The 18,795-nt window shown below is 43.8% G+C and carries 22 protein-coding genes; 7 read left to right on the top strand and 15 right to left on the bottom strand.

Features of this window, described 5'->3' with window-relative positions; all coding sequences use genetic code 11:
* Positions 1-12: 12 nt before the first annotated feature.
* Positions 13-1,139 (bottom strand): IS3 family transposase gene (locus I579_RS10680; protein ID WP_155854775.1). Its coding sequence is split into 2 segments (ribosomal slippage): positions 13-911 and positions 911-1,139, totalling 1,128 coding nucleotides; the frame shifts between segments, so codons are not numbered across the junction.
* Between the two features lie 100 nt (positions 1,140-1,239).
* Between I579_RS10680 and I579_RS10670 the strand changes: the two genes are divergently transcribed.
* From I579_RS10670 to I579_RS10645, 6 genes are all read left to right on the top strand, one after another.
* Positions 1,240-2,112 carry a DNA adenine methylase gene (locus tag I579_RS10670; RefSeq protein WP_010753416.1) on the top strand — a complete coding sequence of 291 codons (873 nt, stop codon included), beginning with the start codon at positions 1,240-1,242 and terminating at the stop codon, positions 2,110-2,112.
* 32 nt (positions 2,113-2,144) lie between these two features.
* The gene (locus tag I579_RS10665) at positions 2,145-2,612 is read left to right on the top strand and encodes an ImmA/IrrE family metallo-endopeptidase (RefSeq protein ID WP_010753415.1); all 468 of its coding nucleotides are present in this window, start codon (positions 2,145-2,147) and stop codon (positions 2,610-2,612) included.
* 69 nt (positions 2,613-2,681) lie between these two features.
* Positions 2,682-3,305, top strand: coding sequence for a DUF5067 domain-containing protein (locus I579_RS10660; RefSeq protein WP_010753414.1), 624 nt, complete (start codon positions 2,682-2,684; stop codon positions 3,303-3,305).
* A 38-nt stretch (positions 3,306-3,343) separates the two neighbouring features.
* Entirely contained in the window at positions 3,344-3,547 is a 204-nt protein-coding gene (locus I579_RS12935; protein WP_016249786.1) for a hypothetical protein, read from the top strand.
* A 151-nt stretch (positions 3,548-3,698) separates the two neighbouring features.
* Complete coding sequence (locus I579_RS10650) at positions 3,699-4,847, top strand: tyrosine-type recombinase/integrase (protein WP_010753413.1); 1,149 nt, start codon at positions 3,699-3,701, stop codon at positions 4,845-4,847.
* A 112-nt stretch (positions 4,848-4,959) separates the two neighbouring features.
* Complete coding sequence (locus I579_RS10645; protein ID WP_010752838.1) at positions 4,960-5,919, top strand: IS30 family transposase; 960 nt, start codon at positions 4,960-4,962, stop codon at positions 5,917-5,919.
* A 256-nt stretch (positions 5,920-6,175) separates the two neighbouring features.
* On the opposite strand, the gene I579_RS10640 is transcribed toward I579_RS10645, so the two are convergent.
* The 14 genes from I579_RS10640 to fabT all read right to left on the bottom strand — a co-directional run bounded on the left by I579_RS10640 (position 6,176) and on the right by fabT (position 17,439).
* Entirely contained in the window at positions 6,176-6,907 is a 732-nt protein-coding gene (locus I579_RS10640; protein WP_010753411.1) for an amino acid ABC transporter ATP-binding protein, read from the bottom strand.
* Between the two features lie 11 nt (positions 6,908-6,918).
* Positions 6,919-7,608 carry an amino acid ABC transporter permease gene (locus tag I579_RS10635; protein ID WP_010753410.1) on the bottom strand — a complete coding sequence of 230 codons (690 nt, stop codon included), beginning with the start codon at positions 7,606-7,608 and terminating at the stop codon, positions 6,919-6,921.
* 18 nt (positions 7,609-7,626) lie between these two features.
* Positions 7,627-8,460 carry a transporter substrate-binding domain-containing protein gene (locus I579_RS10630; RefSeq protein ID WP_010753409.1) on the bottom strand — a complete coding sequence of 278 codons (834 nt, stop codon included), beginning with the start codon at positions 8,458-8,460 and terminating at the stop codon, positions 7,627-7,629.
* 167 nt (positions 8,461-8,627) lie between these two features.
* Positions 8,628-9,410 (bottom strand): acetyl-CoA carboxylase carboxyl transferase subunit alpha, encoded by a 783-nt coding sequence (locus I579_RS10625; protein WP_010753408.1) that lies wholly within the window; start codon positions 9,408-9,410, stop codon positions 8,628-8,630.
* A complete protein-coding gene (accD, locus tag I579_RS10620) occupies positions 9,407-10,273 on the bottom strand; it encodes an acetyl-CoA carboxylase, carboxyltransferase subunit beta (protein WP_010753407.1) in 867 nt (288 codons plus the stop codon). The genes I579_RS10625 and accD overlap by 4 nt, the downstream gene beginning before the upstream one ends.
* A 108-nt stretch (positions 10,274-10,381) precedes the next feature.
* Complete coding sequence (locus I579_RS10615; RefSeq protein ID WP_010753406.1) at positions 10,382-11,749, bottom strand: acetyl-CoA carboxylase biotin carboxylase subunit; 1,368 nt, start codon at positions 11,747-11,749, stop codon at positions 10,382-10,384.
* An 8-nt stretch (positions 11,750-11,757) separates the two neighbouring features.
* Complete coding sequence (gene fabZ / locus I579_RS10610; protein WP_010753405.1) at positions 11,758-12,186, bottom strand: 3-hydroxyacyl-ACP dehydratase FabZ; 429 nt, start codon at positions 12,184-12,186, stop codon at positions 11,758-11,760.
* Positions 12,187-12,189: 3 nt separating this feature from the next.
* Positions 12,190-12,687 carry an acetyl-CoA carboxylase biotin carboxyl carrier protein gene (accB, locus tag I579_RS10605; RefSeq protein WP_010753404.1) on the bottom strand — a complete coding sequence of 166 codons (498 nt, stop codon included), beginning with the start codon at positions 12,685-12,687 and terminating at the stop codon, positions 12,190-12,192.
* Positions 12,688-12,689: 2 nt separating this feature from the next.
* Positions 12,690-13,928, bottom strand: a complete 1,239-nt coding sequence (gene fabF, locus I579_RS10600; RefSeq protein WP_010753403.1) for a beta-ketoacyl-ACP synthase II — start codon at positions 13,926-13,928, stop codon at positions 12,690-12,692.
* A 42-nt stretch (positions 13,929-13,970) separates the two neighbouring features.
* Positions 13,971-14,708: a 3-oxoacyl-[acyl-carrier-protein] reductase gene (fabG, locus tag I579_RS10595; protein ID WP_010753402.1), complete on the bottom strand. Its 738-nt coding sequence runs from the start codon at positions 14,706-14,708 to the stop codon at positions 13,971-13,973.
* 12 nt (positions 14,709-14,720) lie between these two features.
* Positions 14,721-15,653 (bottom strand): ACP S-malonyltransferase, encoded by a 933-nt coding sequence (fabD, locus tag I579_RS10590; protein WP_010753401.1) that lies wholly within the window; start codon positions 15,651-15,653, stop codon positions 14,721-14,723.
* Between the two features lie 85 nt (positions 15,654-15,738).
* Complete coding sequence (locus tag I579_RS10585) at positions 15,739-15,963, bottom strand: acyl carrier protein (RefSeq protein ID WP_010753400.1); 225 nt, start codon at positions 15,961-15,963, stop codon at positions 15,739-15,741.
* Between the two features lie 55 nt (positions 15,964-16,018).
* Positions 16,019-16,990, bottom strand: coding sequence for a beta-ketoacyl-ACP synthase III (locus tag I579_RS10580; protein WP_034810399.1), 972 nt, complete (start codon positions 16,988-16,990; stop codon positions 16,019-16,021).
* 8 nt (positions 16,991-16,998) lie between these two features.
* Complete coding sequence (fabT, locus tag I579_RS10575; RefSeq protein ID WP_010753398.1) at positions 16,999-17,439, bottom strand: fatty acid biosynthesis transcriptional regulator FabT; 441 nt, start codon at positions 17,437-17,439, stop codon at positions 16,999-17,001.
* A gap of 234 nt (positions 17,440-17,673) precedes the next feature.
* Between fabT and I579_RS10570 the strand changes: the two genes are divergently transcribed.
* Positions 17,674-18,756, top strand: a complete 1,083-nt coding sequence (locus I579_RS10570; protein WP_010753397.1) for an NAD(P)H-dependent flavin oxidoreductase — start codon at positions 17,674-17,676, stop codon at positions 18,754-18,756.
* Positions 18,757-18,795 lie beyond the last annotated feature (39 nt).

Below are 18,795 nucleotides of genomic sequence, written 5' to 3'. Positions count from 1 at the left end.
TAGTAGAGACGGTTACGCCATTTTTTCTTTTGCTAACTCTTCAAACTCCTGAGGGGTTAGATAGTGAATCGAGCTGTGAATTCGATTCCGGTTATAAAATCCTTCAATGTAACTAAATAGTGCTCGATTCGCTTCTTCGAAGTCTGAGTAAGTCGTCGTGTATACTTCTTCTTTTTTCAATGATGCATGGAAGGACTCAATTCCTGCATTATCATAGGGTGTTCCTTTGCGACTATAGGAATGTCTTATTTTATTGTTTTCAAGCCAACTTTCCACTTCGATTGCTGTATATTGACTACCTAAATCGGTGTGTAGAATCATTCCTTCTGGAATGTGGTACCGTTGTTTCGCTTGATTGAGTGTTTGTAACACACAATCGACAGTCATTCGCTTAGAAAATGTATAGCTAATAATCTTTTTCGTGTGTAAATCCATAATTGAAGATAAGTAACACCAACCATTTTTCTTAGTTGGAATGTAGGTGATATCAGCTACCCATTTTTCACAGATAGTTTTAGTAGAAAAGTCCTGATTTAAGATGTTCTCTTTTAAAACAACCGGCTGAACAGACCGTTGAGGTCTGTATTTCTTAACCACAATTGACCTTAGATTTAATTGTTTCATCAATTTTTGAACATGCTTAAGAGATACTGAAATTCCTTCTTTTAGCAACACTTGATGGATTTTTGTTGCACCATATCTCTGTTTATGATCAAAAAAGATCGTTGAAATCTTCTTTTTCAATTGGTTATTTCTGACTTCTGTAGCTGTTAACGATTTATTTTTATAAAAATAGTAGACGCTCCTAGGAATTTCTAATAACCGACACAACAAAGAAACAGTGTAATCCTTACACCATTTTTCAATGAATCGGACAAGTGACTTCAGGTCTTTCGAGAGAATATGGCTGCGGCTTTTTTTAATATTTCAAGTTCCTCTTTCAAACGAGCATTTTCTTTTCTCAAATCAGCCGCTTCTTTTCCGGTTAGTCCTGTGGACGGATCAGGTAAGTATAAATTCTTCCACTTATAAATCGTCGCTTCAGCTAAGCCATATTCTTTCGCCAACCCTCGAACAGAACGTCCAGTTTGATTTAGTTCAACAATCATCTGTTTAAAATTTTCTTCATATCGGGTCATAAAATCCATCCTCTCGTAGATAAGTTTAATTTATTTCTGTCTCTACGAAAAGATGTCTAAGATTTGATACTAACACTAACTTGGACTCGAGGTGATAAATATGCCACAAACAAAATCCCCGCTTAGATATCCAGGTGGGAAAAGCCAACTATGGAAATTTGTAAAATCTACTATCGAACACAATGGTATTGAGGATCCTATTTATTGCGAACCGTTCGCAGGTGGATCAGGAGTAACATGGGAATTATTGCTTGGTGGCCATATTGAGTCTGCAATTGTAAATGATTATGATCCGGCTATCTATTCATTTTGGAATGCTTGTCTGAACCATACAGATGAGTTCATTCAAATGATTATCAACACACCAATCACGCTTGATGAATGGCACAAACAAAAAGAAATATATGCTACTGTTGGACAAGATCCAGAGTCTATTCAAGGTGCTTTTGCGACATTCTTTCTAAATCGCACAAATGTGAGTGGCATTATTTCCGGTGGGCCAATCGGTGGTCAAACTCAACAAGGAAGCTACCTCATCGATTGTAGGTTTACGAAAGAAACCTCTATCAAGAAAATTAAAAAGATTGCCGAGTATAGAAATCGGGTTCAACTATATAATCTTGATGCAGCAGATTTAGTTCCTATCCTAAAAGAAAACTATCCACGAGAACAACTATTTACATTCTTTGACCCACCATATTACCAACAAGGTCAATCCCTCTATCTCTCATTTTTCAATCACGAGCAACATGAAAACATGAGAAATGAAATACTTGGTATGGATGATTATTTCTGGATCCTAACTTATGACAAAGCACCACAAATTTCGGACCTCTATCATTCTGTTCAACACTCATATGAGTATGAGTTAGTTTACTCAGCAAATCGTAAAACACGAGCGACAGAATTTTTGTTTGCAAGCCCTATTACTCAGCTTCAATCGTGTGAAAAAATTATTTTACATGATTTATAAGCTGAAAACATTATTAAAGCTGGTGATATCAAATGGACGATGCAGAAAAACTCATGGCTCTTTATCCGGAACTGGAATACAAATTTGAACCTATAATGCCTAAGGTGCAAAAAGGATTGATAGTAAAAGATGTCGTCTATCTCAATCCTGACCAAACGCCGGAAGAGCTAACTTGCACAGTAGCCGAAGAAATCGGGCACTATCTCACGTCCGTTGGAGACATTGTAGATCAGGATAGCCTTGAAAAATGCAAGCAGGAGCGCCGAGCAAGAGATGTGGGTGCGTTAATGCTCGTCACGCCCTATGACATCATTGATTGTTTTGACAACGGCTGCCAAACAATTTGGGAATGCGCCGAGCATTTATCAGTCACAGAAAAGACGTTTCGCACTGCCGTTAAGTGGTATGCCAGAAAGTACGATGGTGTAATCACCGAGGATAAACATACAATATGGTTCCGTAAAGATGGAACGATGTCTGTTTATAAATCACTAATTTAAAAATGGTAACTTGGCGACAGACTACCTGCCATTAAGTGGGAGCAAAACTAGTTATTTGGAGGGAAACAGATGAAAAAGATTGTGGGATTAGGGTTAATTTTGGCGGTATCTTTTGGCTTATCTGGTTGTGGGGATAGCGGTACTCCAGACAAATCTAGTTCAAACAGCTCAACTAAAACCGAGGAATCTAGCAGCATAAGTTCATCAGCAGCAGAATCATCAACACAGGAATCTAAAGCAGAGGTTTCAGGAGATTTCGTACCAACCGCAGCAGATGCTACTTTTGATGGAACCATGTTGAAAGGAAACGCCTATTCAGTTAGAATTACCGACCACAAAGTGATTCAACCTGGGGAAACCGGAAATGAGTATGGCGAAGCTCCTGTAATTGCATTTTGGTTCGACACACTGGTCTCTCCTGATTTCGATGGTTCTACAAAGATTAGTCCAAATACAGCATGGATTTCTAATTTTAAAGCTGTTCAAGACAACGATCCAAACATGGTTAACGAATTAAACGTTGCTTCTTTACCAGATAACAACCATTTAGATTCCCAATCTGCGGAAATTAAACCCGGTGGTACAGTGGCAAGTTCAGTAGCTTATGAACTTACGGACACAGAAACACCAGTTACATTAATAGCAGAAAGTTTTAGCAAAGAATTTGGAAGAGCAGATTTCCCGGTTAAGTAACTCTTTGCCCTTTCATAAATTATAAGGAGGTCCTCTCTTTGTATTGGACTGGAAAAGTATACGAAAATTTAAGTGAGTTCGAGAGATTTAAGGCTGATAAATTAATTGAGGAAGCTTTAGATAGTGCAAGTAACTACAAGGGCGAGTTTCCTTCTGAACACGACCGAATGGTTATTGGAAACCATATTAGGAACAACCTCGAAATACTCGACAGAGCATCTCGAAAAAGAAAAAAAGACTAGGCTTCGGCCTTTTCTTTTTAACTGCAAATCGAACATACGCGCGCATTTTTAGGGGGCAAATCAACAAAATAATCCCCTATCCCCTATTTTATAACCTAATATTTAACAAAAATCTGATTTCGGCTTTATTAATCAGAAAGGATGATTCAACATGGCTGAACCAAAGAAACTAGAAAACGGAAAATGGCAAATCCGATTCCGGTACAAGGACCCTATTACCAATGTATGGAAAAACAAAATGATTACCGACGACACCAGAAAAGCAGTCAACGCTCGATATACTGACTTTATGGCAAAAGCCAACAAGGGACAGCTTCAGGCCAAAATTAGCTTACTGGATTTCTTCGATGAATACGTCGAGACTTTCAAAAAAGGAAAGGTATCAAAGGTAACTTTAAACAAGTATGCAACTACCCGTTCTTCGCTCGAACGATTCTTCGGTACCAAGCAGACTTTGAGAGGAATTGATAAGCTATCCTATCAAAAATTTATCAACTGGCTAGCCGCAGAAGGTGGACATCGTGGCGGTCCTCTATCAAAGGTCACCGTCCAAAACCGACACGATATCGTGAAATCCGTCTTTCTCGAAGCTTTGGATATGGGGCTAATCTCTAATAATCCATGTCGGAGGGCGACGATTGCTGGTGATGAGGCGGTCCATGACAAAGAAAAGACCATGAGCCGGGATAATACAAAAAAGTTCCGGTCTGTCTTGCTGGCAAGGCCAGATACTACTGGGAAGTATTTTGTTTTAACGCAACTATACACTGGTTGTCGCTACCAAGAGATAGCCGCCCTGCTTTGGGACGATCTCGATGAAGAAAACGGAACGATCGCCATACGTCGTGCCTATCAGTATCAAGAAGAAGAACGCGGGCTCGGAAAAACAAAGACACCGTACAGTATTCGGGACGTTGATGTTCCTGTCTCTCTATTCCGTGAATTAAGAAAATACAAGGCTATCCAAAATGAGCGGATGTTGCTTGGAAAGCTCAAAAACCCAAGAGGTCTGGTCTTTGTCAATGATCGGAATACATGGCCTGTCACCAATGATTATATAAATGAGTATATCGACGAGACTTGTCGGCTAGCAGAAGTCCCAAGAATTACTTCTCATGCTTTCCGACATGCGAAAATTGATGCGATGATATTGGCCGAGGCTGACCCAATCTATATCAAATCACAAGTCGGACACAAGAATATTTCGCAGTCCTACGACTATGCATCAGCTACCCAAGAAAACCGAGAAAAGAACAAAGAAAAAGTCCTCGATTTTATGAAGGAAATTGAAGCGAAATAAAAAGGTGTTATTTATATGCGCCGATTGTAAAATTAAGCTAGACAGTTGAAAAAAGCCATTTGTGCTACACTCAAAATAGTTCCGTCGAAAGAATTATAAGGAGTGAGCACAAATGGCCTACACCCATCTTACACCAGACGAACTCGTATTGATAGAGTCTTATTTCCATATACACCAACCCGCTTCCAAAGTCGCGGGACTTCTAAAACGCTCTCGACAAACGATCTACAATGTCTATCACGCATTGGAACAGGGAAAGAATGCGCTGGATTACTACAAACAATACAAGCAAAACAAATCCCGCTGCGGCAGACGCCCCATTGTCTTGCCTGATGATCAAACAAGATACATTCAAAAGATGGTCAATCAAGGGTGGCCACCAGATGTGCTCATCGGTCGTGGCGAGAAAATAATTGATTGCTCGGCGCGCACTTTGTATCGGAAGTTCAAAAACAATGAGTTCAATATTTTGGATTTGCCAATGAAAGGGAAGCGTAAACCCAATGGACACCAAGAGAAACGTGGTAAGCAAGCTTACAAAAGAACGATTCACGAAAGAAACGCCCGCTATCAGAATTTCGATGAAGAATTCGGTCACCTTGAAGGTGACACAATTGTTGGAGTGAAGCACAAAAGTGCTGTGATTACGCTAGTGGAGCGCCTATCCAAAGCAATCATTACCTTAAAACCCGCTGGTAGACAGGCAAAAGACATTGAACTTACATTGAATCATTGGTTTCAAACTTTTCCACCACACCTTTTCAAGACCATCACTTTTGATTGTGGCAAAGAGTTTTCCAACTGGAAATCGATCAGCAATACTAATGATATCGAGATCTTTTTTGCTGATCCCGGAACTCCTTCCCAACGCGGGCTGAACGAACATTCAAACGGGTTGCTTCGTAAAGATGGGCTTCCTAAGTCAATGGACTTCAGAGAAGTCCCCGAATCATTCATTCAGAGTGTCGCTTCTAAAAGAAACCATATTCCCAGAAAATCACTGCATTACAAGACACCATTGGAAGTATTTTTGAGTCATGTGCGTCAGGACGATTTGTCTAGCTTAATTTGACATTTGAGAATGTAAAAAGCTGAATTACCCACAAAGTACCCAAATTAAAATTCCACCTAAAAACGGTTTTACACATTTTAATAGGTAGAAACAGGCATAAAAATGTATCTAAACAAGCTAAGAGTGAGATTCGATTCTCGTCACCCGCTTAGCCTAAAAGTCTTGAATCCTCAAGGCTTTTTCTTTTTGTCTAAAATCCTGTAAGTCCAGCAAAAAGCCCGCCAAGATTTTCTTGGCAGGCTTTTCTCATCACTTCTTATAAAACTTTGGATAGAAAATCGCACGTTCGCGGGTTTTGCGGTTGTTCGAAAAGTTCTTGGGGCAGGCCTTCTTCCATGATGATTCCTTCATCCATAAACAAAATACGATCGCCCACTTCTTTGGCAAAGCCCATTTCATGAGTCACGATGACCATGGTCATGCCTTCTTTAGCCAAATCTTTCATGACTTGCAGGACTTCCCCCACCATTTCCGGATCCAAAGCGGAAGTAGGTTCATCAAAGAGCATGACATCTGGCTGCATAGCCAAAGCCCGAGCGATAGCGATACGTTGCTTTTGCCCGCCGGAAAGGGACTGGGGATAAGCCCCAGCTTTATCCTGTAAGCCGACTTTTTTAAGCAAATGCTCTCCATAAGCCTCGGCTTCGCTTTTACTTTGTCGCTTCACTTTTACCGGTGCCAAGGTTAAGTTTTCCATCACCGTTAAATTGGGAAATAGATTGAAATTTTGAAAGACCATGCCCATCTTTTCCCGCATGGTATAAAGATCGTTTTTAGCAGCGGTGATGTCCACTCCTTCAAAAATCACTTGCCCTTTCGTTGGCGTCTCTAACAGGTTTAAGCAGCGCAAAAAGGTACTCTTTCCTGAACCTGAAGGCCCAATGATGACCACCACTTCTCCCTTTTGAATTTCTGTGTCGATACCTTTTAAGACTTGCTGCTTTCCAAAAGACTTTTCCAAACCTTTGACCTGAATCAGTGCCTCCATGTTTTTCCCTCCTAACGATGATAGCCTTTGCCTAAGTGTTTTTCCCAGCGACTGAGCAATCTGGAGGTGGTAAACGTTAAAAGCAAGTAGATCAAGCCGGCGATTAAATAAGGACCTAATGGATTAAAAGAGCTCGAAATCACGATTTGGGCGCTGTTCATCAAATCATAAATCCCGATAATCGACAACAAGGAAGAATCCTTGATCAAAACGATAAATTCATTTCCTAATGGAGGCAAGATATTCCGCAAAGCTTGAGGTAAAACCACGTAGCGCATGGTCTGAAGTGGTCGCAAACCTAAGGACCCCGCCGCTTCCGTCTGACCATAATCCACGGCATTAATCCCGCCCCGGACGATTTCCGCCACGTAAGCCCCAGAATTCAAAGAAATCACGATGATCCCGGGCAATAACCGACTCAGATCGATATCTAAAATCCCAATGGAAATCAAGGGCAAGCGAAAGATATTTTGCAACAAGGTAAAACCAATCATGATCTGCAAAAGCATAGGTGTCCCTCGGAAAATCTCGATATACAAATTGGCGAACCAGCGCAAAGGCTTAGGGTTTGACAGTTTCAGTAAGGCCATCAAAATCCCAATAACGGTGCCAAAAAAGATGGTCACAATGGAAATAATTAGGGTCACCAAAGTCCCATAGAGAAAATAGGGATAATACGTGGCTAAAAAGTCAAGATTCATCGTCATCGCTCCAATGGCTTATTTGGCTTGCTCATTTGCCAATGCGGTATTTTTTTCCACAAACTCGTCAATCTTGTCTTCTTCTGTAAGTTTTGCCAAAATTTTATTCAACTCCGCCTGCAAATCTTCACTGCCCTTTGGCAAAGCAATCGCATAGGATTCATCATCAGAGGAAGTCACTTCGATGTCCGCCAAAGCTAAATCAGCATTTTGAGCCACATAAGACTCGGCGATTTTATCCTCTAAGACCAAGGCATCGATGGAGCCTTGTTTTACTTCCACCACCAAACTAGGAATCTTCCCTACCGAGACTAACTGAGAGTCCGTGAATTGATCTTTGACAATTCCTTCCTGAATGGAGCCTTTTTGTGCGCCGACTTTTTTGCCGGCCAGGCTGGCAATATTCGTATATTTATCCAAATTATCTTTCTTCACGACGACGTTTTGCTTAGGCGCATAGTAATTATCCGTAAAGAGCATGTTTTGTTTCCGTTCCTCCGTAGCCGAGATCCCAGAAACTCCCATATCTAGGTTTCCTTGTTGCAAAGAAGCTAGCATCGGATCAAACTCCGTATCACTCCATTGAACTTTGACGCCTAACTCCTCGGCAATGGCATTCACCATGTCCACATCGGCTCCTACGATGGTATCTTTCCCGTCTACCATCGTATGAAATTCAAAAGGTGGGAAGTCAGCGGATGTGCCGACTTTTAAGACCCCAGCTTTTTTAATGGCCGCTAGTTTCCCTTCACTTTTTTGGCTGCTACTAGTACCGGTAGTAGCGCCACTACCACATGCGCCTAATAAAAAGACGCCCCCTAAAATCACTGACCACTTAATAAACTTCTTCATAAAAACCCACTCCTCCTTTAAATATTTATACAATATTATCGATATATTTAATATAATATACATCCTATCACAAGAATTGAGAGATTGCACGGATTTTATTTACTTTTTCGCCAATTTATGTATTTTTATACAAAAAAAGCAGTCTTCCCACTAGAAGACTGCCCGTTTTAATATTTCCGAAAACGCTGATAGCGTTGCTCGATTAATTCCGTTCGTGGTAACTGGGATAATTCCATTAATTTCTTGGTCAGCTGTTGTCGTACATTTTCCATTAAGCGACGCCGTTCAATCCGATGTCCTCGAATCATTTCCGGAATCACCTTGTCCACTACACCCAGTTCTAGCAATTCACTAGCGGTAATCTTCATTAGTTCCGCCGCTTCTGCTGCGCGACTGCCATCTTTCCATAAAATCGAAGCAAAGCCTTCTGGAGACAAAATCGCATAAATTGAGTGTTCTAGCATCCAGACTTCATCTGCCATAGCCAAGGCCAAAGCACCACCACTGCCGCCTTCCCCGATGATTATGGCAATAATTGGCACGTTTAAGGTAGCCATTTCCATCAGATTTTTCGCGATGGACTCGCCCTCTCCTCGTTCTTCCGCACCAATCCCACAAAAAGCACCGGCAGTATTGATAAAGGTGATTACGGGACGTTGAAATTTCTCGGCTTGTTTCATAAGGCGCAAAGCTTTACGATAGCCTTCTGGATGGGGAGCACCGAAGTTTCGTTGCAAGTTTTCCTTTAAATCCCGGCCTTTTTGAATTCCGATTACCGTAACTGGTAAATCATTCAAATAAGCTATACCCCCAGTAATCGCCTCATCATCTGCAAACAACCGATCGCCGTGAAACTCTTGAAAGCCGGTAAAGACTTCTTCAAAAAACTCCAAAGAAGTGGGGCGTTCTTTTGCTCGCGCTAATTGCACGATTTCATTTGCACTCGTCACTGGACGCCCCAACTCCTTCCATCATGTAGTCGTAGTAACTGAGAGATTCGCTCTTTTATGTCTGTTCGGGGCACGATTTGATCCACAAAGCCGTGCTCCAACAAAAACTCCGCCTTCTGAAAATCTTCCGGTAATTCTTGTTTAATCGTCTGTTCGATGACCCGCCGTCCGGCAAAACCAATCATACTTTGGGGTTCGGCTAAAATAATGTCCCCCTCCATGGCAAAACTGGCCGTGACGCCCCCGGTGGTCGGATCGGTCAAAACGGTTAAATAAAACAAACCAGCATCACTATGGCGCTTCACCGCGGCAGAGATTTTTGCCATTTGCATTAAAGACATAATGCCTTCTTGCATCCGGGCTCCACCGGAAGCAGTAAAGATTACCACAGGAAGTTTTTCAAGGGTGGCTTTTTCGAACAGTCGAGTAATTTTTTCCCCCACGACAGTTCCCATGCTCCCCATGATGAAATGAGAATCCATGATTCCTAAGGCCAATGAATTCCCCATAATCGTCGCTTTCCCTGTGAGTACCGCTTCATCTAAGCCGGTGCTCTCCTGAGTTTTCGTGACCTTCTCCACGTAACCAGGAAAGGATAACGGGTCTTTGGTGAAAAGATTGTTGTCCCATTCCTCAAAACTTTTTTCGTCTATGGTAATGGCGATCCGTTCCCAAGCACTGATCCGAAAATTATAACTACAATAAGGGCAAATCTTTTCCAAGCCGATATCTTTTGTGTAGAGCATGTGTTTACAGTTGGGACATTTTGCCCATAAATTATCCGGTACCTCTGGCTTTGCGGCAGGTACTTGATCACGATTAGGATTGATCCGGATATAGTTCTTCTTTTTAAATAAAGCCATCCTTCTGCCTCCTACTTAAGGGCTAAATACCCAGTCCGCTACTGATTCTAGGGGACTGGGAAGCTAGCCACCGACCACAGCCACAGCCAAGGTGGGGTTCGCTTTTGATTATTGTACTTCTGGTTGCCAATCTGGTAAAAAGACCTCTTGTAAAAAGGCCGTATCATAATCACCGGCGATTACTTGAGGGTGACTGATCAGATCCATTTGGAAGTCTGCATTGGTAATCACGCCTTCTGTGACCAACTCGCCTAAAGCCCGTTGCATCTTCATCAAGGCTTCAAAACGAGTTTCCCCGTGCACGATGATTTTGGCAATCATAGAATCATAATAAGGCGGAATCCGGTAACCGGAATACATGCCACTGTCCACTCGTAAGCCCAGACCACCACTTGGCAAGAAAAGATTCTCGATCTTCCCTGGAGATGGAGCAAAGTTAAAGGCAGGATTTTCCGCATTAATTCGACATTCAATGGCGTGTCCCGTCAGTTGTACTTCGTCTTGGGCGATACCGATTGGCTCTCCTGCGGCGATTTCCAACTGCTTTTTCACTAAGTCGATACCCGTGACCATTTCCGTAATAGGGTGTTCCACCTGAATCCGGGTGTTCATTTCCATAAAATAGAAATCCCCACTTTGATCCATTAAAAACTCAATGGTCCCCGCATTCTTATAGTTCACAGCTTTCGCTGCCCGCACTGCCGCAGCACCAATGGCCGCCCGTTTGTCTTGGCTAATCACCAATGAAGGTGCTTCTTCCATAACTTTTTGATTATTTCGTTGTAAGGAACAATCCCGTTCCCCTAAGTGAATCACATTTCCAAAGGCATCCCCGAGAATCTGCACTTCAATATGGCGAGCCGGATAGATGATCTTTTCCAAATACATATCATCGTTGCCAAAGGCTGCTTTGGCTTCTTGTTGGGCGGAAGCAAAGTGTTGGGGTAGCTCGGTTTGACTCATGACTTTACGAATCCCTTTGCCACCACCCCCAGCCGCTGCTTTTAGCATGACCGGATAGCCGATTTCTTCGGCTAAGGCCAAAGCTTCTTCCACATCCCTTACGACTCCGCCACTACCAGGAATTACCGGTACATCGGCGGCCATCATCAGTTTTCGGGCATTGATCTTGTTGCCCATGGCATCGATGGTTTCGCTATCGGGCCCAATAAATGTGATGTTGAGTTCCTCACACATGGAAGCAAAACGGCTGTTCTCTGATAAAAAGCCAAATCCAGGGTGAATCGCTTCGGCGTTCGTCACAATGGCCGCACTTAAAATCTGCTGGACATTCAAATAAGACTCGCTGGCTTTCGCCGGTCCGATGCAAATCGCCTCGTCTGCTAATTCCGCATGCAAGGCATCTTTATCGGCTTCCGAATACACCGCCACCGTATGAATTCCTAACTCACGACACGCGCGAATCACCCGCACGGCGATTTCCCCCCGATTGGCGATTAATACTTTTCGAAACATCTTCTCACCTAGCCAATCATAAAGGTTAATTCCGCTTCACAGGCCTTTTTGCCATCTACGTAAGCAATCCCTTTGCCCACGCCGGCGGATCCTTTGATTTTTTGAATTTCTACTTCTAAGCGCAAACTGTCACCAGGCACGACTTTTTTCCGGAATTTCACTTTGTCCAACGCTCCGAAATAAGCGGTCTTCCCTTGAAAATCCTCTAATGACAACAGTGCGACAGCTCCAGCTTGAGCCATGGCTTCCACAATTAGTACCCCAGGCATAACCGGTTCCATAGGAAAATGTCCTTGGAAAAAAGGTTCATTTGCCGTAACGTTTTTCTTCGCCACGATGCGCTTGCCTGCTTCTAGTTCTTCCACCCGGTCGATTAACAACATGGGATAGCGATGGGGAATGATTGCTTTGATTTCTTCAATCGTTAAAACGCTCATAAATTACCCTTCTTTCACTTTGAATAGTCCTTGGTTGTACTCCACCACTTGCTCATTTTCCACTAACACAGCGGTGATCTCGCCAGCAACCTCGGCAGTGATTTCGTTCATGACTTTCATGGCTTCCACGATACACACGACTTCGCCTTTTTCCACCCGGTCGCCAACTTTTTTAAAGTCAGGTTTATCCGGTGCAGGCTTCAAGTAAACAACCCCCACCACCGGCGAAACAATCTCAGTACCCTCTGCTTCTACCACCGGAGCTGCCTGTGGCAAAGATTCATTAGACAAGGATTTGACTTCGTGTTTTGCAGGTGTCACAGCAACTGGTTGCGGTTCGACTGGAGCCGCAGTCGTAACCTCATTCGTTCCGGTTACGACTGGTCGGCATTCTTGATTTTTATTGAAATACAGGCCAAAAGCCCCGTCTTTTAAATCAAATTCCGTTAAACTGGATTGATCAAATTGCTCTAGCAATGCTTGAATCTCTTGAAATTCCATGTTTAAGCCTCCCAACGTTTCAACAAGATAACGGCATTATGGCCGCCAAAGCCTAGTGAATCACTCATAGCGTAGTCTAATTTGGCAGCAACTGCTTCATTTTTCACTACGTTTAAGTCGATTTCAGGATCTTGTTCTGTAACATTGATGGTTGGTGGGATGAATTGGTGTTGCAAGGCTAAAAGACTCGCCACAGCTTCAACTCCCCCAGCCGCACCTAAAAGGTGACCGGTCATGGATTTCGTTGAGCTGACATAAACATCACTAGCTGCATCCCCTAAAGCATAATGAATCGCTTTAGCTTCTGCTTGGTCATTGGCCGGAGTCGAAGTCCCATGGGCATTGATATAACCCACTTCTTCTGGCGCCACACCAGCTTCATTCAGCGCTAATTTCATTGCTTTACCAGCACCCGAACCATCTGGGGCCGGTGCAGTCATGTGGTATGCATCACAGTTTGCTCCATAACCTACGACTTCCCCGAGAATTTTTGCTCCCCGGGCCTTTGCATGCTCTAAAGATTCCAGCATTAAGACGCCGGCCCCTTCTCCCATAACAAAACCAGAACGCTTGCTGTCAAAAGGAATCGAAGCTTTATCAGGATCTGTTTCATCCGTTAAGGCAGTTAAAGAAGCGAAACCGGCGATGCCGATTTCACAAATGCTGGCTTCCGCGCCCCCGGCTAACATCATATCCGCATAGCCATGCTTGATGTTCCGGAACGCTTCTCCAATGGAGTGAGTCCCAGAGGCACAAGCAGTTACAGTAGAGGTACAAATTCCCTTTGCCCCTACTCGTAAAGCGATATTTCCTGCAACCATGTTCACGATGGACATGGGCACAAACATCGGAGAAACCCGCTTTGGCCCTTTGGCGTTCATCTTAGTGACTTGGTCTTGAATCGTCGGTAAGCCGCCGATACCAGAAGATACCATGACGCCAAAGCGATCTGGATCATCCACAGTTTCCTTGGTAAGTCCTGCCATTTCCATGGCTTCTAGCGCGGCATAAATTCCATAAAGGGAAAACAAATCCATACGCTTCGTATCTTTTTTAATGAAGTATTTTTCTAACGGAAAGTCGGTGATTTCCCCGGCAACCCCAATGCCAGTCTCACTAGCATCAAAGCGGGTAATCGAACCAATCCCGTTTTTTCCTTCTTGTAAACTTTCTAAAAAGGTTTCGCTGTCATTGCCAATGGGCGAAGCGACACCGTATCCTGTGATGACTACTCTTGTCATTTGTCCATGCTCCTTTCAGCAGGTAAGACTGTCTAAGGCTCTTTAGCCTTGCATAACCATGCCCCCGTCGACATTGAGGACTTGGCCGGTAATATAAGGACTCTTGGCTAAGAAAATCGCGGCCTGGGCAACTTCTGCCACTTGACCAAAGCGTTGCAAAGGAATGTTCTGGGTAGCGGCTTCCTTGACTTTATCCGTCAAACAAGCGGTCATATCAGTTTCGATAAAACCTGGGGCGATGGCATTCACCGTGATGCCACGACTCGCAGCTTCTCTGGCCACTGATTTCGTGAAGCCTACCACACCAGCTTTACTCGCGGCGTAATTGGCTTGGCCTAGATTTCCCATTAAGCCAGAAACCGACGCCATGTTAATAATGGCTCCTCGGCGTTGTTTCATCATTTTCTTTAAGACGTGTTGGGTCATGTTGAAAGTCCCGCCAAGATTGATATCGACTACTTTTTGGAAGTCTTCACCGGTCATGCGCAAGACCAATTTATCATTGGTAATGCCGGCATTGTTAATCAAAATGTCGATGGGTCCCAGTGTCGTTTCCACTTCTTTAACCATTTCCCCAGCCCGTTCGAACTCTGCAATATCCCCAGAGACGGCAACACAGCGCACTCCATTGCCTTCGATTTCTTCAATCAAAGCTTGGTCAACAATGCCCCGACCGTTTAATACAATATTACAGCCTTCTTTTGCGAAAGCCTGAGCTAAGCCCCAACCGATTCCCCGAGTGCTACCGGTAATCAGCACATTTTTTCCTTGTAACTCCATCTGTTCCTCCAATCAACCTTGCAATGCTTGGATGGTTTCAGCCAATGTCGCCGCATCTTCCACCCGTGTCATGGCAATGGTCTTGTCGATTTTTTTCATAAAGCCGCTTAAGGTCTTCCCAGGTCCGATTTCGACTCCTCGGGTAATGTCTAAGTTTTTCAAGGTATGGATGCTGTCGTAAAAGCGCACAGGTGACATGACTTGGCGTTCCAAAAGTCCTTTCACCTCTTCTGCTTCCATTACCTGAGCCGTAGTGTTGCTCACCACTGGTACTTGCATTTTATGAAACGGCACACTTTGTAAAGTTTTACCTAATTGCTCCGCCGCCGGTGCCAAAAGCGCCGTGTGGAAGGGTCCACTGACATTTAATGGAATCATTCGTTTCACTCCGGCTGCTTGCAAAAGAGCCACGGCTTCATCTACCGCCGCCGCTTCCCCGCCGATGACGATTTGTTGCGGGGTATTGTAATTGGCAGGAGTGACGATGCCTAATCGACTGGCCTCTTTACAGCAATCCTCGATTAAAGCTGCGTCGGCATTCATCACCGCTACCATCTTGCCACTGCCTGCCGGTGCCGCTTGGGCCATATAAGCCCCGCGCTTCGCTACCAAGGCCACAGCATCGGCAAAATCTAAAGCGCCACTAGCTACTAACGCACTGTATTCCCCTAGACTCAAGCCCGCTACGGCATCTGGCCGAAACCCTTTGGCTGCTAAAACTCGGTAAAGTCCGATACTCACGGTTAGAATCGCCGGTTGCGTAAAAGCAGTTTGGTTTAGCCGCTCCGTTTCACTTGCTTCAAAGCATAAGTCTGCCACGCTGTATCCTAAAACCTCAGAGGCTTCGTCAAAGGTCGCTTTCATGATTGGTTCTGTATGGTATAATTCCTGGCCCATGCCAGTATATTGGGCTCCTTGGCCACTAAATAAAAAAGCTGTTTTCATAGACTGCTCCTTATTTTTTTCTTTTAAAAGAGGAAAAGTTTTCCTCCTTTAAAAGAAAAGCTAGGCTACTCGCCTAGCCACAGTGTTACGCTTGTTGTGCTTCTACGTATTTTACAAGATCAGCAACGGTGTTGATGCCTTCTTCTGTTTCAATCTTTACATCGAATTCGTCTTCGATTTCATTGATAATTTGGAATAAGTCCAAGCTGTCAGCATCCAAATCTTCTTGGATATTTGTAGTCAATGTAATTTCTTCTGCTTCCTTACCTAGTTCTTCTGCGACGATTGCTTGAATTTTTTCAAAAATCATGAGATCTCCTCCAATTGGTTGTTTGTAGTTTTTTGTTTGATTTATGTGTACAGGTTTAAAGACGGATGACCAAGTGTCCCCAGGTCAATCCTCCGCCAAATCCTGAAAGCACCAGTTTTTGTCGACTTCCTAAGCGTAACTGTCCGGCTTGTACTGCTTCATCAAGCAGTAAAGGAACCGTTGCTGCGGAAGTATTGCCATAATGATTCATATTTTGTAAAAAGCGTTCTTGGGGAAGCTTGAGTTTACGAGCCACCTTCTCCAAAATTCGGGCATTGGCTTGATGCAAGAGAAAATAATCAATATCTTGTGCTTCATCCCCTAGCATTGCCTGTAAAGATTTCACCACATCCCGGATCACAAAGTCGAATATCTCCCGACCATCCATGGTTAAAGCGCTAGTTTGTCCACTGTCTTCTTGATAGTAGGGATTTTCTAAGGCACGATACCCCGACGTTAGTGAGTCTCCCCTAGTTCCATCTGCCGCCAAGACTTCCTTTTCAATCAAAGGATACGTACCGGTGTCACTGAGTAACACACCAGCAGCGCCATCGCCGAAAAGCACAGCGGTACTGCGGTCTTGCCAGTCCACCACTTTAGAAAGCACTTCCCCACCGATAACGATGCCCCGCTTCGCTCCCGTGCGGATCAATTTCTCCCCCATGGCTAAAGCGTAAACAAAGCCGGAACAAGCCGCCGCAAGATCAAAAGCAAATGCCTTGATCGCACCGATTCTTCCTTGGACCAAACAAGCCGTGGAAGGACATTGATAATCCGGTGACATAGTAGCCACTAAGATAAAGTCCAATTCTTCTGCCGCAACACCACTTGCAGCCAAGAGTTTTTGCGCCACAGTGGTACACAAATCAGAAGTATTCTCCCCGGTGGAAATCCGCCGTTCTTTAATACCGGTCCTAGAAGAAATCCACTCATCTGAAGTATCCATGATTTTAGCCAAGTCATCATTGGTGATGATTTTTTCTGGCAAGCAGCTGGCTGTTGCCTCTATTTTTGCGTAGGTTTCCATCTCTTCACTCACTTATATTCCTGTAAAAAATCATGAAGATTCTTTAAGGCTTTCAATAGTATTGCTTCTTCTTCAGGGCTCATATCCTTTAAGACATTTTTGATCATTTGTCGGTGAAAGTACTGATGCACCCGGAAGAGCAGCTTCCCTTGCTTTGTTAAGGAGAGTTTTACAACTCGGCGATCATCATCGCTCCGCAGTCGCTCCACATACCCTTTTTTTACCAAACGATTGATTGCAGTCGTCAGTGTCCCCACCGTAATCTGTAGCTCTTTTGCTACCTCGGTCGTGGTTTTCTTCTTATACATGCCGATTGCTTCAATCGTATGCATCTCGGTAATGGATAAATCGTTGAATTGGGATTTCTTTAATTCCGATTCTTCAATCACCAAAATATCATTAAACACACTAACCAGATAATCGTTAACCGTTGCCAAATTGGGTTCCACTGGTTTCACCACCTATCAATTTAGTTTGATTATCAAATCATTTGACTATCAAACTATAAAGGATAATGTTTCGTAATGCAATACTTTTTTATAAAAAATAATTGGACCATTATAAAATAGCGGTTTATCAAAGGTTTTCTAAAATCTTATTGACTTTTAGGTCGGACCCCACTAGACTGAACATTAGTTTGACAATCAAAGTAATTTACGAAAACATTCCCTAAGGAGTTTCTTATGACATTACCTACATTAACGATTGGCGACTTAACAGCCAGATTTCCAATTATTCAAGGAGGTATGGGCATTGGCGTCAGCCTTTCCCGCTTAGCCGGTGCCGTGGCAAAGGCCGGTGGCGTGGGCATCCTCTCTTGTGCCCAGATTGGCTATCAAGATCCAACTTTTGATAAAGGTCCCTTAAAAGCCAACCTTAAAGCCATCGAAACAGAATATCAAAAAGCCAAAGCAATTGCCGGCAGTGATAGTATCATCGGCTTTAATATCATGTGCGCCACTTATCAATACGAACGCTATGTAAAGCGCTGCGTAGAAGTCGGTGCGGACTTGATTATTTCCGGTGCGGGCCTCCCGATTCACTTACCGGAACTTGTCGCTAACAGCAAAACCAAAATCGCCCCAATCGTCTCTTCTGCCAAAGCGGCGAAAGTGATTTTGCGCACTTGGGCCAAGCGCTACCAGCGTACCGCCGACTTAGTAGTCGTAGAAGGTCCCGAAGCTGGCGGCCATTTAGGTTTTTCCTATGAAGATGCCCACATGGCACCAGAACAAATGGACGTCGAATTCGGCAAGATTTTAAAAGAAGTAGCCGTTTACGAGGAGCAGTTCCAACAAAAGATTCCCGTGGTCTTTGCCGGTGGGGTTTATGATCGCCAGGATATCCAGCATTATTTAGACTTAGGCGCCAGTGGTGTACAAATCGCCAGCCGTTTTGTGGTAACCGAAGAATGCGACGCCCCCGACTCGTATAAACAGATGTACTTAAATGCTAAAAAAACCGATATCGAAATCATCAAGAGTCCCGTAGGCATGCCTGGCCGTGCGATTCACAATCAGTTCACCCAGCGATCCGCCCAAGAACGGATCCCGATTGAACGGTGCCGCAACTGCCTGTCGAAAAAACACTGTGACCGTAAGACGATTCCTTATTGTATTTCTCAAATGCTCTTGAATTCCGTTACAGAAAAACCCCAAGAAGGTCTGATTTTTGCCGGCGCCCAGGTCCACCGAATCAAAGAAAAGACGACGGTTCCTGAGCTCTTTGCCGAATGGACCGGGCTTTCTACTATCACACTTGCTTAATCAATCCTCATAAGCAATCGAAAAAGCGCAACAGCCGAA

This window comes from Enterococcus asini ATCC 700915 (assembly GCF_000407365.1).
Classification (GTDB): domain Bacteria; phylum Bacillota; class Bacilli; order Lactobacillales; family Enterococcaceae; genus Enterococcus_C; species Enterococcus_C asini.
The sequence above is the reverse complement of the archived record's forward strand: the minus strand, read 5'-3'. Positions and strand labels throughout refer to the sequence as shown.